At 70.4% G+C, this 15,410-nt stretch carries 16 protein-coding genes; 8 read left to right on the top strand and 8 right to left on the bottom strand.

Going from position 1 to position 15,410, the window contains the following annotated elements; all coding sequences use genetic code 11:
• Nucleotides 1-30 precede the first annotated feature (30 nt).
• Nucleotides 31-1,551: a tetratricopeptide repeat protein gene (locus tag ACFWZ2_RS25180; protein ID WP_384549257.1), complete on the top strand. Its 1,521-nt coding sequence runs from the start codon at nucleotides 31-33 to the stop codon at nucleotides 1,549-1,551.
• On the opposite strand, the gene nthA is transcribed toward ACFWZ2_RS25180, so the two are convergent.
• The 4 genes from nthA to hppD all read right to left on the bottom strand — a co-directional run bounded on the left by nthA (nucleotide 1,548) and on the right by hppD (nucleotide 3,940).
• Nucleotides 1,548-2,135, bottom strand: a complete 588-nt coding sequence (gene nthA / locus ACFWZ2_RS25175; RefSeq protein ID WP_384549255.1) for a nitrile hydratase subunit alpha — start codon at nucleotides 2,133-2,135, stop codon at nucleotides 1,548-1,550. The two genes, ACFWZ2_RS25180 and nthA, sit on opposite strands and share 4 nt — an antisense overlap.
• On the bottom strand, nucleotides 2,132-2,410 hold the full coding sequence (locus ACFWZ2_RS25170) for an SH3-like domain-containing protein (RefSeq protein WP_384549253.1): 279 nt from the start codon (nucleotides 2,408-2,410) through the stop codon (nucleotides 2,132-2,134). Before ACFWZ2_RS25170 ends, nthA begins: the two co-directional genes overlap by 4 nt.
• Complete coding sequence (locus tag ACFWZ2_RS25165; RefSeq protein WP_384549251.1) at nucleotides 2,403-2,684, bottom strand: hypothetical protein; 282 nt, start codon at nucleotides 2,682-2,684, stop codon at nucleotides 2,403-2,405. The genes ACFWZ2_RS25170 and ACFWZ2_RS25165 overlap by 8 nt, the downstream gene beginning before the upstream one ends.
• Nucleotides 2,685-2,782: 98 nt before the next feature.
• On the bottom strand, nucleotides 2,783-3,940 hold the full coding sequence (gene hppD / locus ACFWZ2_RS25160) for a 4-hydroxyphenylpyruvate dioxygenase (RefSeq protein ID WP_384549249.1): 1,158 nt from the start codon (nucleotides 3,938-3,940) through the stop codon (nucleotides 2,783-2,785).
• Between the two features lie 121 nt (nucleotides 3,941-4,061).
• Here hppD and ACFWZ2_RS25155 point away from each other — a divergent pair, with 121 nt between their 5' ends.
• The 6 genes from ACFWZ2_RS25155 (at nucleotide 4,062) to ACFWZ2_RS25130 (ending at nucleotide 9,119) form a co-directional block, all read left to right on the top strand.
• Nucleotides 4,062-4,532, top strand: a complete 471-nt coding sequence (locus ACFWZ2_RS25155; protein WP_055549677.1) for an Lrp/AsnC family transcriptional regulator — start codon at nucleotides 4,062-4,064, stop codon at nucleotides 4,530-4,532.
• Nucleotides 4,533-4,613: 81 nt separating this feature from the next.
• Nucleotides 4,614-5,261: an ABC transporter permease gene (locus tag ACFWZ2_RS25150; RefSeq protein WP_384549393.1), complete on the top strand. Its 648-nt coding sequence runs from the start codon at nucleotides 4,614-4,616 to the stop codon at nucleotides 5,259-5,261.
• A complete protein-coding gene (locus tag ACFWZ2_RS25145; protein WP_384549247.1) occupies nucleotides 5,254-6,552 on the top strand; it encodes a betaine/proline/choline family ABC transporter ATP-binding protein in 1,299 nt (432 codons plus the stop codon). Before ACFWZ2_RS25150 ends, ACFWZ2_RS25145 begins: the two co-directional genes overlap by 8 nt.
• Nucleotides 6,549-7,463 carry an ABC transporter permease gene (locus ACFWZ2_RS25140; RefSeq protein WP_384549245.1) on the top strand — a complete coding sequence of 305 codons (915 nt, stop codon included), beginning with the start codon at nucleotides 6,549-6,551 and terminating at the stop codon, nucleotides 7,461-7,463. The genes ACFWZ2_RS25145 and ACFWZ2_RS25140 overlap by 4 nt, the downstream gene beginning before the upstream one ends.
• Nucleotides 7,460-8,428 carry a glycine betaine ABC transporter substrate-binding protein gene (locus ACFWZ2_RS25135; RefSeq protein ID WP_384549243.1) on the top strand — a complete coding sequence of 323 codons (969 nt, stop codon included), beginning with the start codon at nucleotides 7,460-7,462 and terminating at the stop codon, nucleotides 8,426-8,428. The genes ACFWZ2_RS25140 and ACFWZ2_RS25135 overlap by 4 nt, the downstream gene beginning before the upstream one ends.
• A gap of 73 nt (nucleotides 8,429-8,501) precedes the next feature.
• A complete protein-coding gene (locus ACFWZ2_RS25130) occupies nucleotides 8,502-9,119 on the top strand; it encodes an ArsR/SmtB family transcription factor (protein ID WP_384549241.1) in 618 nt (205 codons plus the stop codon).
• A 148-nt stretch (nucleotides 9,120-9,267) separates the two neighbouring features.
• Here ACFWZ2_RS25130 and ACFWZ2_RS25125 read toward each other — a convergent pair whose 3' ends face one another.
• From ACFWZ2_RS25125 to ACFWZ2_RS25110, 4 genes are all read right to left on the bottom strand, one after another.
• Nucleotides 9,268-10,074, bottom strand: a complete 807-nt coding sequence (locus tag ACFWZ2_RS25125) for a S16 family serine protease (protein ID WP_384549239.1) — start codon at nucleotides 10,072-10,074, stop codon at nucleotides 9,268-9,270.
• A gap of 105 nt (nucleotides 10,075-10,179) precedes the next feature.
• Nucleotides 10,180-10,821: an IclR family transcriptional regulator gene (locus ACFWZ2_RS25120; RefSeq protein WP_384549237.1), complete on the bottom strand. Its 642-nt coding sequence runs from the start codon at nucleotides 10,819-10,821 to the stop codon at nucleotides 10,180-10,182.
• 328 nt (nucleotides 10,822-11,149) lie between these two features.
• On the bottom strand, nucleotides 11,150-12,949 hold the full coding sequence (locus ACFWZ2_RS25115; RefSeq protein ID WP_384549235.1) for a DEAD/DEAH box helicase: 1,800 nt from the start codon (nucleotides 12,947-12,949) through the stop codon (nucleotides 11,150-11,152).
• Between the two features lie 124 nt (nucleotides 12,950-13,073).
• On the bottom strand, nucleotides 13,074-14,519 hold the full coding sequence (locus ACFWZ2_RS25110; RefSeq protein WP_384549233.1) for an MFS transporter: 1,446 nt from the start codon (nucleotides 14,517-14,519) through the stop codon (nucleotides 13,074-13,076).
• A gap of 195 nt (nucleotides 14,520-14,714) precedes the next feature.
• On the opposite strand from ACFWZ2_RS25110, the gene ACFWZ2_RS25105 reads away from it, so the two are divergent.
• Complete coding sequence (locus ACFWZ2_RS25105; protein WP_384549231.1) at nucleotides 14,715-15,311, top strand: hypothetical protein; 597 nt, start codon at nucleotides 14,715-14,717, stop codon at nucleotides 15,309-15,311.
• Nucleotides 15,312-15,410 lie beyond the last annotated feature (99 nt).

Genomic DNA, 15,410 nt, shown 5'->3' with positions numbered 1-15,410 from the left:
TATTGAAGGCATTGCCGCACAGTGAGCGTCATGGAGCCTTCCAAGTCCGCCATGAAGCCTTCGGTGAAGCGTGTGCTGATCGCGTCCGTCGCGGCGAGCGCGGTGCTCGGCGGCGTCCTCGTGCTGCTGCCCCCGGACGGCGGGGACGCGGCGCCGCCCGCGCTCGGGCCCGCCGGGCGCGCGATGGTGGCCGTGGGCGCGGGGGTGCCCGCCGCGCTGCCCGATCTGGCGGCGCTCATCGGCGAGCGCGAGACGCATCTGCGGACGCACCCCGGCGACGGCCAGTCCTGGGCGGTGCTCGGCTCGGCCTATGTCGCGCAGGGCACGCGGACCGCCGACGTCGCGTACTACCCGAAGGCCGAACAGGCCCTCCGCACCTCGCTGAAGACCGGTCCGCAGGGCAACGCCGAGGCCCTGACGGGACTCGCCGCGCTCGCCAACGCACGGCACGACTACCGCACGGCGAGGAAGTGGGGCGAGCGGGCGGCCAGGCTGGCGCCGAAGCGGTGGACGTCCTACCCCGCGCTGATCGACGCCTACACCGGGCTCGGCGACACCAAGGCCGTCGGCAAGGCCCTCGCATCGCTGCAGGAACTGGGCTCGGGCGCCGCGGTCATGACGCGGGCCGGGCAGGTCTACCGCGACCGCGGCTGGCGCGAGGACGCGAACGCCGCGCTCACCGACGCGGCGTCGCTCGCCGACGCCCCGGCCCTGAAGGCGGCGTGCCTGCACCGGGTCGCCGAACTCGCCTGGGAGCGGGGCGAGCCGACGGAGGCGCTGCGGTACTACGACGCGGCGCTGGCGGCCGACCCCGACCACCACCCCTCGCTGGCGGGCCGGGGCCGCGCCCTCGCCTCGCTGGGCCGCTCCTCGGCGGCGCTGCAGGCGTACCGCGCGGCGCTCACCAAGCAGCCGATGCCCGAATACGCCCTGGAACTGGGCGAGTTGTACGAGTCGCTGAAGCTCGGCCCGGCGGCCCGCGCCCAGTACGACGCGCTGCGGGCCCGGGTGCGGCAGGAGGGTGCGGGCGGGGTCAACAACGAACGCATCCTCGGCCTGTTCGAGGCGGACCACGGGGACGCGGACGCGGCGGTGGAGCGCCTCACCGCCGAGTACAAGCGGCACGGCAGCCCGGCGACCGCCGACGCGCTCGGCTGGGCGCTGCACCGCTCCGGCGACGGCGAGGCGGGCCTGAAGCTCGTCACGAAGGCGATGGAGAAAGGCCCGCGCAGCGCCCTCTTCGCCTTCCACCGCGGCCAGATCGAACGGGAGTTGGGCTACTACGGCGCGGCCCGCCGCCACCTCGGTGAGGCCCTGCGGATCAACCCCTACTTCTCCCCCCTCGGCGTACCGGCGGCCAAGGAGTCCCTCGCCGCACTGGGCGAGCCGCCGGAGGGCGGCCCGGAGGAGATGTACGCGCCGCGCCCGGCCATGCCTCGCGGCCAGGCGGTAGCGCCCCGTCAGGGGCGCGGGGAACTGCGCGACAAGCCCCCACCGGCCCGCGGCCGGGGCACGACCGCACCACCCACCGCCCGCCCGGCGGGGCGCTAAAGCACGGCCGTGCCGATCAGCCCGTTCCGGGTCACCCGGGCCGCCAGTTCCTCCTCTGTCAGGGCCTCCGTGCCAGAAGGCCGCCGAGGCAGCACGAGATAGCGCGTCTCCGCGCTGGAGTCCCACACCGTGACCCCCACCCCTTCAGGCAGCTCCACCCCGAACTCCCGCAGAACCGCACGAGGTTCCCGCACGACCCGCGACCGGTACGCCTCGCTCTTGTACCAGCTGGGCGAAGGCCCGAGCAGCCGCACCGGATAGCAGGAACAGAGCGTGCACACGACGACGTTGTGGGTGTCCTGCGTGTTCTCGACGACGCGCAGCCGCTGCGGCTGAACTCCCCCCGCGGAGAAGCCCAGTTCGGTCACGGCCGTGGTGCCGTCGGCGAGCAGCCGCCGCCTGTACGCCGGGTCCGTCCAGGCCCGTGCGACGACCCGCGCGCCGTTCAGTGGGGTCGCGCCGTCGAGGAAGGCGTCGAGCATCTCGTCGAGTGCGGCGCCGACGACGATGCCGCGGTCCTCCAACAGGGTTTCAAGACGCCGGACTTGGCGCGAGATCAGCGCGTCCGCGTGTGTGCCGCTCATGGCGTCCCGTCCTCCAGATAGCTTTCCCACAGGTCGAGTACGACATGGTGGTCGCCCTCGCCCCACAGCTCGCGCGCCGCGAACCGCACCGCGTACACCTGCTCGACGGGCGCGTCGTCGCGCCCCTGCGAGCGGACGTCGGCCAGCGGGTGGCGGCCCTCGGGCTCGACGATCACGCCGCGTTTGCCGCGGGCGTAGCGCGGCAGGCGGGTGTGGTGGGGCGGGTCGTGGTGCACGGTGCGCACCCGGGCGCCGGGCCGGAAGCGGTCAGTCATCGAGTTCCGCCAGCGCGACGACGCCCTTGCGGTCCAGGAGCGTGCGGATCGCGTGGAACCACCGCTCGTAGTACGAGGCCGCCAGATACGCGGACGGCTCCATCGTCTCGATGGCGTCCCTGAACTCGTCCAGGTTGTAGACGCCTTCACGTACGAGCGCACTGTTCAGCGCGAACACCCGCGCCTCCCAGTCGGCGTGGAAGGGCTCGGTGTCGTCGCTGGTGTCGAGCGGCCCGAAGCCCTGCATGCCACCGACGTCGTTGATCCTGGCCATGACCGCACACTAGCCGCACCGGAACGCGAAATCGCCGGACAGGTCAAGCCTGTCCGGCGATTGAGGACGAGCTGGGCGCAGCCCGCGACTGGCCCGCGCTACAGATTGCCCCGCTTCTCCTGCTCCCGCTCGATCGCTTCGAAGAGCGCCTTGAAGTTGCCCTTGCCGAAGCCCATCGAGCCGTGCCGCTCGATCATCTCGAAGAAGACGGTCGGGCGGTCCTGGACCGGCTTGGTGAAGATCTGCAGCAGGTAGCCGTCCTCGTCGCGGTCGACGAGGATCTTCAGCTCGCGCAGGGTCTCGACGGGCACCCGGGTCTCACCGGCCCACTCGCCGAGGGTGTCGTAGTACGAGTCGGGGGTGTCCAGGAACTGCACGCCCGCCGCGCGCATCGTGCGCACGGACTCGACGATGTCGTTCGTGGCGAGCGCGATGTGCTGGACGCCGGCGCCGCCGTAGAACTCCAGGTACTCGTCGATCTGCGACTTCTTCTTCGCGATCGCGGGCTCGTTGATCGGGAACTTCACCTTCAGGGTGCCGTCCGCGACGACCTTCGACATCAGCGCGGAGTACTCGGTCGCGATGTCGTCGCCCACGAACTCCTTCATGTTCGTGAAGCCCATGACCTTGTTGTAGAAGCCGACCCACTCGTTCATCTTGCCGAGTTCGACGTTGCCGACGCAGTGGTCGATGGCCTGGAAGGTGCGCTTGGCCGGGGGCTCGACGACCGGCTTCGCGGTGACGAATCCGGGCAGGTATGGACCGTCGTAGTCGACGCGCTCCACGAGCGTGTGCCGGGTCTTGCCGTAGGTGGCGATGGCGGCGAGCACGACGGTGCCGTTCTCGTCCTTGACCTCGTACGGCTCGGTGATGCCGCGGGCGCCGTGCTCGACGGCGTAGGCGTACGCGGCGCGCGCGTCGGGCACCTCGATGGCGAGGTCGACGACGCCGTCGCCGTGCTCGGCCACGTGCGACGAGAGGAAGTGGCCCCATTCGGTGGCGGGCTTGATGACGGAGGTGAGGACGAAGCGGGCGGCGCCGTTCGTGAGCACGTAACTGGCGGTCTCGCGGCTGCCGTTCTCCGGTCCGGAGTAGGCCACGAGCTTCATGCCGAAGGCGGTGGAGTAGTAGTGCGCCGCCTGCTTGGCGTTGCCCACGGCGAAGACGACCGCGTCCATTCCCTTGACCGGGAAGGGATCGGCCTCGCGCGCGGTGTCGGGGGTGGTGTGGGTGGGGTTCGCGGAAGTAGCTGCCATGGCCCGAGGCTCCCGCCGATCCACAAGGTGCGCAATAGTTGGCGTTTTCACTGGTCAATCTGCATAGCGACATACCAGTATGGCCGGGCTATCTGTACATCATGACCATCCAGGAGGCGGCATGGCGATCGATCATTTGGACGGCAGGCTCATCGTGCTCCTGGCGCGTGAGCCGCGTATCGGGGTTCTTGAGGCGTCCCGGCGGCTCGGCGTCGCGCGCGGCACGGTGCAGGCCCGGATGGACCGGCTTCAGTCGAATGGAGTCATCCGTGGATTCGGCCCCGAGGTCGATCCCGCCGCGCTCGGCTACCCGGTCACGGCGTTCGCGACGCTGGAGATCAAACAGGGTCAGGGCGCGGACGTACGCGCCCACTTGGCGGGCGTGGCCGAGGTGCTCGAACTGCATACGACCACGGGGCACGGCGATATGCTCTGCCGCCTCGTGGCCCGGTCCAACGCGGATCTCCAACGTGTGATCGACCGGGTCGTGGGTTTTGATGGCATCGTCCGGGCCTCCACGGCGATCGTCATGGAAAACCCCGTTCCGCTGCGGATCATCCCGCTGGTGGAGCAGGCGTCCGAAGACCCCTGAGTCACAGCAGGCCCATGAGTCACGGAAGACCCTGAGTCATCGACCCGTGAGTCCCTTCGGAAGAACGAGGTGAGCACTTCAGTGAATTTCTGGGACTACCTCGGCAACCGTCACCAGCAGCTCCTGACGGACGCGTACCAGCACGCCAGCGCCGTCTTCCAGTGCATGGTCGTGGCGACCGTCATCGGCGTACTGATCGGCGTCTTCACCTACCGCAGCGAGTGGGCGGGCAACCTGGCCACGACCACCACCTCCACCATCCTGACCATCCCCTCGCTCGCCATGATCGGTCTGCTGATCCCGGTCGTGGGCCTCGGTGTCGCACCGACCGTCATCGCACTCACCCTGTACGGACTCCTGCCGATCGTGCGCAACGCGATCGTGGGCCTGCGCGGCGTCGACCCCTCGCTCGTCGACGCGGCGAAGGGCATCGGGATGTCCAGGATCGCCCGGCTCTTCAAGGTGGAACTGCCGATCGCCTGGCCGCCCATCCTGACCGGCATCCGGGTCTCCACGCAGATGCTGATGGGCATCGCCGCCATCGCCGCGTACGCGTCCGGGCCCGGCCTCGGCAACGAGATCTTCCGCGGCATCGGCTCGCTCGGCTCCAAGAACGCGCTCAACCAGGTGCTCGCGGGCACGCTCGGGATCATCATCCTCGCGCTGCTCTTCGACGCCGCGTACGTCCTGATCGGCCGGCTGACGATTTCGAGGGGTATCCGTGTCTGAGACCACCGCACGCGAGACGGCGCAGGACGAGGCGGCGGACGCCTCCGGCACGTCCGGCTCCTCCGGTACGTCCGGGGCGACCATCGAGCTGGAGAACCTCACCAAGCGCTATCCGGGCAGCGGCGAACCGGCCGTCGACAGCGTCAGCATGGAGATCAAGGCGGGCGAGATCGTCATCTTCGTCGGCCCGTCCGGCTGCGGTAAATCGACCACCCTGAAGATGATCAACCGGCTGATCGAGCCGACCAGCGGCCGCATCCGCATCAACGGCGAGGACGTCACCGACATCGACCCCGTGAAGCTGCGCCGCAAGGTCGGCTACGCGATCCAGTCCTCCGGACTCTTCCCGCACATGACGGTCGCCCAGAACATCGCCCTCGTACCGAAGATGGTCGGCTGGGGAAAGTCGAAGATCAAGTCCCGGGTCGAGGAGATGCTCGACCTCGTCGGGCTCGACCCGGGCGAGTTCCACGGCCGCTATCCGCGCCAGCTCTCCGGCGGACAGCAGCAACGCGTGGGCGTGGCAAGGGCGTTGGCCGCGGACCCGCCCGTACTCCTGATGGACGAGCCGTTCGGCGCCGTCGACCCGATCACCCGCGACCACCTCCAGGACGAGCTGATCCGGCTCCAGCACGAGCTGCACAAGACCATCGTCTTCGTCACCCACGACTTCGACGAGGCCATCAAGCTCGGCGACCGCATCGCCGTCCTGCGCGAGCGCTCGCACATCGCGCAGTTCGACACCCCGGAAGCCATCCTCACCAACCCCGCCGACGACTTCGTCTCCGGCTTCGTGGGCGCGGGCGCGGCCCTCAAGCGCCTCAACCTGACCCGCGTACGCGACGTGGAGATCGCCGACGTCCCGACGGTGACCATCGACGACCCGCTCCAGGACATCTTCAACAAGCTGCGCGCGGGCGGCACCAACGAACTGCTCCTCCTCGACAAGCGCGGCCGCCCCTACAAGTGGCTGCGGCGCGGCGACCTGATGCGCGCCAAGGGCTCGCTGGCCCGCGCGGGCACCCTCGTGCACGACACGGTGACCCGCGACGCCACGCTGCGCGACGCCCTCGAAGCGGTCCTCACGGACAACGCGGGCCGGGTCGCGGTGACCGGGCGGCGCGGCGAGTACACGGGCGTCGTCGACATGGAGACGCTGATGAACTCCGTCCACGAGATGCTGGAGGCCGACCGCCTCGAAGCCGTGGAGCACCAGCACGAACTGGAGGAGCAGCGCGCCCAGTTGACCCACCAGGAGCAGGAAGGCGACGGAGGGGAGACCAAGGCATGACTCCCCCGCCGCTGCCCGGGGACACACCCCGGATCCCCGACCGCAAACCGTCGCCCAAGGACACCTCGCAGAGCCGCCCCGAGGGCGAGCACGAGGTCAAGGGGCTCGCCTTCCGGGACGTCGGCGAGGCCGAACAGGAGGCCCCGCCGCCCGCGTCGCCGGACAAGCAGCCGCCCCGCGTCACCTGGCAGAAGCTCACCTTCCTGCCCGCCGTGCTCGCGGTGATCCTGCTGCTGACCTGGTGGTGGTTCCATCAGGCGGACCTCGACTCGATCTCCAGGAACGCCCTCGCGGACGGCAACGTCTGGCTCCGGCTGCGTCAGCACATCCAGCTCACCGCGATCTCGACCTTCTTCGTCCTGATCATCGCGATCCCGCTGGGCATCCTGCTGACCCGCAAGCGACTGCGCAAGGCGGCCCCCGCGGCGATGGCGCTCGCCAACATCGGCCAGGCCACCCCCGCGATCGGCCTGCTCGCGCTCCTGGTGATCTGGCTCGGCATCGGCGAGAAGGCCGCCCTGATCGGCATCATCATCTACGCCGTACTGCCCGTCCTCTCCAATACGATCGCGGGCCTGAAGGCGAACGACCCCACCCTCCTCGAAGCCGCGCGCGGCATCGGCATGTCGGCGATGGGAGTGCTCGGCAAGGTCGAACTCCCGCTGGCCGTACCGCTGATCCTCGCGGGCGTCCGCACGGCGCTCGTCCTCAACGTCGGCACGGCCACCCTCGCCACCTTCGGCGGTGGCGGCGGCCTCGGCGACCTGATCACGACGGGGATGACCAACCAGCGCATGCCGGTCCTGATGCTCGGCTCGATCCTGACGATCGCGCTCGCGCTCCTGGTGGACTGGCTGGCCTCCCTGGCCGAACTGTTCCTGCGTCCACGCGGTCTGGAGGTGCGGTCATGAGGATCACCACGCGTACGGCCGTCGTCGCGACGGCGGTCGGAGCGCTGCTCGCCGGGTGCGGACTCACCAGCGGCAGCCCGATGGTGGACGACGTCAAGCCCGGCTCGATCGGCAAGGGGCTGCCCCTGAAGGGCGCGGACCTCACCGTCACCTCCAAGGAGTTCACCGAGCAGCTGATCCTCGGCGCGATCATGGGCATCGCCTTCCAGGCGGCGGGCGCGGACGTGCTCGACCGCACCGGCATCCAGGGCTCCATCGGTGCGCGCGAGGCGGTCAAGGGCGGTGACGCGGACGCCATGTACGAGTACACGGGCACCGCCTGGATCACCTACCAGGGCAACTCCGATCCCATCGACGACCCGCAGAAGCAGTGGCAGGCCGTGCACGACGCGGACCTGAAGAACGGCATCACCTGGCTGCCGCCCGCCGCACTCAACAACACGTACGCGCTCGCGATGAACCAGAAGAACGCGGCGAAGTACAAGACGAAGACGCTCTCCGACGTGGCGGCGCTCTCCAAGTCCGACCCGAATGCCGTCACGCTCTGCGTGGAGAGCGAGTTCGCTTCGCGGGACGACGGTCTGCCCGGCATGCAGAAGGCGTACGGGATGAAGGTCCCGGCCTCCAACATCACCAAGATGGACACCGGCATCATCTACACGCAGGCGTCCAAGGGCACGTGCACCTACGGCGAGGTCTTCACCACCGACGGCCGCATCAAGGCGATGGACCTCACGGTGATGGCGGACGACAAGCACTTCTTCCCCAACTACAACGCCGCGCCCGAGATCAACAGCAAGTCCCTGGAGAAGTACCCCGAGATGGCGGAGGTCCTCGACCCCATCACCAAGAAGCTGAACAACACGGTCGCGCAGGACCTCAACTCCAAGGTGGACGTGGAGGGTCAGGACCCTCATGAGGTGGCCAAGGACTGGTTGGTTCAGGAGGGGTTCGTGAAGGAGTAGCCGATTCTGGCGGGGCGCCTTCGACAGTTCCAAAGACTCCGTTGCAAAGAAACCGTTGCAACGGAGTCTTTGCATGCCTACGCTGACGGGCATGACGGAAGAGCCGCAGCCCCGCAAGGTCCATCACCTCAACCCGCGCTCGCTGCGCGGGCTCGCGCATCCGCTGCGGATGCGACTGCTCACCTCGCTGCGGCACGACGGCCCCGGCACCGCGTCCCAACTCGCCGCCCGCCTGGGCGAGTCGAGCGGCGCAACCAGCTACCACCTGCGTCAGCTCGCGGAGTACGGATTCGTCGAGGACGATCCCGAGCGGGGCAAGGGGCGGGAGCGGTGGTGGCGCTCCACCCACCAGGGCACCTGGACCGACGAGGGCCTCCTGCGCAACCCGAACCCGGAAGTGCGCGGCGCGCTCGACACCCTCTTGCACGAGTACGCGACGCAGCGCTCACAGGAGGTGTCCACCTGGCTCGGCACACGGCACGAGTGGTCACAGGAGTGGATCGAGGCCGCGGACACCAGCGACTTCACGCTGACGCTGACACCCGCACTCGCCTCCGAGCTGAGCCACAGAGTCCATGAACTCATCGAGAGCTACCGGGCGTTGGCGCCGGAGCCGGACACCCCGGACGTGGCCAAGGTGCGCGTCCACTCCCACGTCTTCCCGACCCGCCCGAGGGGCGAAAGCGACTGAAAGGGACGAGCCATGCACCCCGACATCCACCTGATCCTGCACCACACCCGCGCCACCGAGCTCCACCAAGCGGCGCCGCCCTTAGCGCAGCGCCACCCGCTCCGTGCTCAACTCGGCTGGACCCTGGTCGAGTTGGGCCTTCGTCTCGTCAGCAGCTCGGGACCTTCTCGCCCTTCTCCAGGGCCCGCAGCGAGTCGACCGTGCCCGACAGTGTCTTGACCGGGATGAGCCGCAGCCCCTTCGGAAGTTCGGCCTGGGCGTCCGAGCACTCGGCCTGAGGGACGAGGAAGACCGTCGCGCCGTCGCGCCGCGCGCCCTGCGTCTTCATGGAGACGCCGCCGACCGGGCCGACCGTGCCGTCGGCCTTGATCGTGCCGGTGCCCGCGATGCTGCGGCCGCCCGTGAGGTCGCCGCCGCTGCCGTCGCCGTCCAGCTTGTCGATGATGCCGAGGGCGAGGAACAGGCCCGCGCTGGGCCCGCCGATCTTGCCGAGGTCGGCGTCGACCTTCACCTCGTCGGTGTCGTCCACGCCGTTGGCCTTCAGATAGGACAGCGCCGCCTTCGTGGCGTCGTCCTGCGATTCCTTCATGTCGCCGAGATTGTGCTTCTCGACTTCCTTCTCGTTGTCGCCGACCGGGTAGACCGCCTCCTTGGGCATCACCGCCCGGTCGGTGCGGAACCAGCCGTCGACCACGTCGCCCAGGTGCACGTCCATCTGCGGCCCGGTCGCCACGATGGTCGTCATCCGCAGCTCACCGTCGGTCTTCCGGGTCGGCGCCCCGGTGATCGTGAGGACCGGCTTGCCCTCGTGCTCCCCGAGCACGTTCGCCGTGCCGCCGGGCTGGGCCACGGCGAACGGCAGCGGCGCGAGCCCCGCGACGGCGATCAGGGCCGCGACGGGCAGGGCGCAGACGGCGAGGGCCTGGGGGCGAGTGAGGCGCGCGAGGGAAAACACAGGGTCAATCTAACGTGCGGGGATATGAAGCCCGTCCGGCGATTGAGGACGAGCTCGGCGCAGCCGGCGATGACAGCACCCCGTGGCCGGTCCGCCCGCGCGGCCTCAGCGCAACGCATCAGCTACCTCGCGCGCCGCGTCGACCACCCGCGGCCCCACCCTCTCCGGCACCGAGTCCGACAGCATGACCACGCCCACGCTGCCCTCTATGCCGGTCACGCCGACCAGGGGCGCCGCGGCCCCGCTCGCGCCCGCTTCCAGTTCGCCGTGCGTGAGCGCGTACCCGGGGTCGGTCACCAGGCCCTGGCGGGCGGCGAGGATGGCGCGGCCCGCGGCGCCGCGGTCCAGGGGGTGCCGGAAACCCGTGCGGTAGGCGACGTGGTAGTCCGTCCAGGTCGGCTCCACCACCGCGACGGCCAGCGCTTCCGTGCCGTCGACCAGGGTCAGGTGGGCCGTGGCGCCTATGTCCTCGGCGAGCGAGCGCAGCGCGGGCAGCGCGGCCTCGCGGACCAGGGGGTGGACCTGGCGGCCCAGGCGGAGCACGCCGAGGCCGACGCGGGCGCGGCCGCCCAGGTCGCGTCGTACGAGTGCGTGCTGTTCGAGCGTGGCGAGCAGGCGGTACACCACGGTGCGGTTCACACCGAGCTTGTTGGACAGCTCGGTGACCGTGAGCCCATGGTCGGTGTCGGCCAGCAGCTTGAGGACGCGCAGTCCTCGGTCGAGCGTCTGGGAAGTCTCCGCGGTCACGACGCCCACTCCTTAGGTGAGGGTCGACGGCCCCTTTACGCGGCGGTTGCGCCGCCGGTCCCGTGGGCGACGCGCGTCAGAGGCCGCCGGTCGGTACACCGGCTGCGCTCCGCGGCGGCGCTGCCACGGGGCGTGTGCGTTGCGGGGACAGTAGCGAGGCCGTCCCGCTGAGCGGAAGACTTCGTCCAGAATCCGGGCACCGCGGCGCCCCTAGCGCCCCCACTTGCCCCGTTACGCGGGGCGCACCACGTCAGGGGCTTGCACCACCTCGGCACAAGCCCTCCGCACTCGGAACACGCCGCTCCCGGCACCCGCCGGTACCGGGCGGTCACTTCATGCGGGTCGCCCACTCCTGGACCTTCGCGATGCGCTGCCGCAGCTGCCCCGCCGTGGCCTCGGCGCTCGGCGGCCCGCCGCAGGTGCGCCGCAGCTCGGTGTGGATCACGCCGTGCGGCTTGCCGCTCTGATGGACGTACGCACCGACCATCGTGTTGAGCTGCTTGCGGAGTTCGAGGAGTTCCTTGTGGGAGACCACCGGGCGCCGCTCGGCGGGGAGTTCGAGGAGATCGGCCTCGGTGTCCGGCTTCTTCTTGCTGTGGGCGATCTGCCGGGCCTGCCGCTTCTGCAGCAGCATCTGCACCTGGTCGGGTTCGAGGAGTCCGGGGATGCCGAGGTAGTCCTGCTCCTCCTCGCTGCCCGGGTGCGCCTGCATGCCGAACTCGGCGCCGTCGAAGAGCACCCGGTCGAAGACGGCCTCGGATTCGAGCGCCTCGAAGGAGAACTGTTCCTGTTCCCCGGTGTCCTCGTCCTGCTGCTTGTTGGCCTCGTCCATCTCCTGCTCGGACTCGGCGTAGGGGTCCTCCTCGCCGTCCTTCTTCGGCTTGTCGAGCACGTGGTCGCGCTCGACCTCCATCTCGTTGGCGAAGCCGAGCAGGTCGGGGACGGTGGGCAGGAACACGGAGGCGGTCTCGCCGCGCCGCCGCGAACGTACGAAACGGCCGACGGCCTGGGCGAAGAAGAGCGGCGTGGAGATCGTCGTCGCGTACACGCCCACCGCGAGGCGCGGCACGTCGACGCCTTCGGACACCATGCGGACCGCGACCATCCAGCGGTCGGTGCCCTCGCTGAAGTCGTCGATGCGCTGGGAGGCGCCGGTGTCGTCGGAGAGGACGACGGTCGCCTTGGTCCCGGTGATCTCGCGGATCAGCTTGGCGTAGGCGCGCGCGGAGTCCTGGTCGGAGGCGATGACGAGGCCGCCCGCGTCGGGGATGGCCTTCCTGACCTCGGTGAGCCGCTTGTCGGCGGCCTTGAGGACGTTCGGCATCCATTCGCCGCGCGGGTCGAGGGCGGTGCGCCAGGCCTGCGAGACGGCGTCCTTGGTCATGGGCTCGCCGAGCCGGGCCGCGATCTCGTCGCCCGCCTTCGTGCGCCAGCGCATGTTGCCGGAGTACGAGAGGAAGATGACGGGCCGCACGACGCCGTCGCCGAGGGCGCTGCCGTAGCCGTAGGTGTAGTCGGCGGAGGAGCGCCGGATGCCGTCGTTTCCTTCTTCGTACGTGACGAAGGGGATGGGGTTGGTGTCGGACCGGAAGGGCGTACCGGTCAGCGCGAGGCGGCGGGTGGCGGGCTCGAAGGCTTCGAGGCAGGCCTCGCCCCACGACTTGGAGTCACCGGCGTGGTGGATCTCGTCGAGGATGACGAGGGTCTTGCGCTGCTCGGAGCGGTTGCGGTGCAGCATCGGCCGCACGCCGACGCCCGCGTACGTCACGGCGACGCCCTGGTACTCCTTGCTGAGCGGGCCCGCGCTGTACTCCGGGTCCAGCTTGATGCCTATACGGGCGGCCGCCTCGGCCCACTGCTTCTTCAGGTGCTCGGTCGGCGCGACCACGGTGACCTGCTGCACGACGTGGTGGTGCAGCAGCCAGGAGGCGAGCGTGAGCGCGAAGGTCGTCTTGCCGGCGCCGGGGGTGGCGACGGCGAGGAAGTCTCGCGGCTGCTCCTGGAGGTACCGCTCCATCGCGCCCTGCTGCCAGGCACGCAGCTTGTTGGCGGTGCCCCAGGGGGCACGGCCGGGGAAGGCGGGAGAGAGGTGGTGGGAGGAGTTGGCGGCGGCGCTGGTGGTAGTCACGGTCTCCGGGTTCGCAGGTCGGCGGCACGTATGACAACCGGGCCACCTTACCGGTGATGTGTTGACGTACCCGTGAGTTCGAGGCGGGTGCCGGGGCGGGTGCGACGGGTGTCACACGGACGCGTCAGCCCGTCCGCTCCCGCAGCCGGGTCCCCACCCACGCCCCCACCAGGGCGACCGCCGCCATCGGCAGGAAGACGGCGACGAAGGCGGCCGGATGGGACCCGGCGGCCTCCCCCGCCCCATGTGTCGCGCCGACCGTGCCGCCGCCGAGCGCGGCGAACGCGGCGCCTCCCGCGGCGAGCAGGATCACGTTCGAGAGGCCGTCGGAGATCTGGAGCGCGGCCGAGTTGGATCCGGCGTCCTCGGGCGGCGAGAGCCGCAGGAGCAGCACGCTGGTCGAGGCGATGACCATGCCCATGCCGAAGCACCCGAAGCCCCACGCGACCCCGACGATCCACACGGGCACGGCCTCGATCAGGACGCTCGGCGCGGTGGCGACGGCCGCGGCGACGAGCACCATCCCGAAGGAGACGAGCCGCCCCCGGTACGGCTCCATGCGCGGCCGCGACTGGACGTACGACCCGAGGGCCCAGGTCGCACCGCCCACGGCGAGCGAGAGCCCGGCCATGGTGGGGCTGAGCCCCCGCTGGGTGACGAGCATCAGCGGCACGAAGGACTCGGCGGCGATGAAGGACCCGGCGGCCACCCCGCGCAGCAGCACCACGGACGGCAGCCCGCGGGCGGCCCGATACGTCCCCTTGGGCAGCAGCCCGAGGACGGCGGGCACGAGGACGGCGGCACCGGCCGCGGCGGGCAGCAGCGAGAGCCACTTCAGGTCCTGCCCGGCGTACTGCAGAAGCCCCGCCCCCAGCGAGATCCCCAGCGCGAGGCGGATGCGCCGCCGGTCGAAGGCGGCGACGGGCGCGGACGGGTCCACCGGCCCCGACGCGGTCCGCCGGATCGCGGGCAGCGCGAGGGCGAGCGGCGCGAGGACGAGGACCGGGATGCCGACGAAGACCCAGCGCCAGCCGAGGTGTTCGGTGACGGTCCCCGAGACCAGCGGCCCGACGACCGAGGGCACGACCCAACTCGCCGCGAACGCCGCCATGATGGACGGCCGCAGGTGCTCCGGGTAGGCCCGGCTGACGATCACGTACAGCGCGACGATCACCAGACCGCCGCCGAGTCCCTGCACGGCCCTGCCCAGGATGAACAGCCACATCGCCGCGGCGGTCCCGCTCAGCAGCAGCCCCGCCGCGAACAGACCGATCCCCGTGGCGAGCGGCCCGAGCGGGCCCCGCCGGTCGGCCCACTGCCCGCTCAGGACCATGCCGAACAGGCTGGTCGTGAAGTACCCGGAGAACGCGAAGGCGTACAGCGAGACGCCGTCGAGCTCGCGCGCCGCGACGGGCATCGCGGTCCCTACGGCGGTCGCCTCGAAGGCGATGAGCAGGACGACGGAGACGATGCCGACGCTGAGGGCGCGATAGGGCTTGCCGAGGACACCGCCGGTTCCCTTCGGGGCGGGCGGGGCTATGGAATCGGCGGCGACGCCAGTCTCGGTCATGCAGGTCAGCGTAAGAGGCGTGAGTGGCTTGTGCCCCTGTCCGGAGGCGGTGGACTTCTGGTCCCTTGGTCGTACGACCGGTGGTGCGTGATCCGCAGGTCGGTTGCCGCCTCCCCCGCGCGACGGAGCCGCACCCCGCGACGTGGAACCGGCGGGCGATCCCCGGACAGGCCCCTGATTGACAGCCTTCGAGCCATGACGACAACGACGACATCCCTCACCACACCGCCCCCGCCTGTCGGCCGCTTCCGCACCGCCTGGCGCGCGGCGCACGACCCCGTGCCGGGCGTCCCGCGCTGGGCCAGGAACGCCGCGTACGCCATCCCGTTCGTCGTCCTGCCGTCGAGCATCTGGCGGCTGGGCGCGGCGTTCTCCCCGGACGCCGACGGAAAGGACGGCAACCTCCCCTCGTGGCTCCCCGGCGAGGTGTACGTCGTCCTGCTCTCGCTCCTGTCCGAGCTGCTCGCGTTCACCGCGGTGGGCCTGGTGGCGAGGTGGGGCGAGGTGTTCCCGCGCCGGATCCCCCTGCTCGGCGGCCGCAGGGTCCCGCCCCTGGCCGCGGCGGTCCCGGCCGCGCTCGGCTCGCTCGCCCTGACGGCGATGTGGACGGCGGTGGTGGTCGCCGACGCCTCGGGCGTCACGATCCGCGGCGACAAGTCCCCCTCGGACTACCCCGGCAATCAAGGCGGTTGGGACGGGGTCCTCTTCTACGCCGGTTATCTGCCGCTGCTGCTGTGGGGGCCGCTGCTCGCCGCGGTGACGGTGGCGTACTGGAAGAGGAGGCGGCGGTAGGTCAAACCGGCAGGGGGCTCGCGGATGACGCACAGCCGTGAGGTGATCTACGGCGCACCGTTACAAGACCGTCAACTGACCGCAATGGCGGGTGATTTA

The sequence above is a fragment of the Streptomyces sp. NPDC059002 genome (assembly GCF_042740435.1).
Lineage (GTDB): Bacteria > Actinomycetota > Actinomycetes > Streptomycetales > Streptomycetaceae > Streptomyces.
This window is presented reverse-complemented; position numbering and strand designations above follow the sequence as displayed.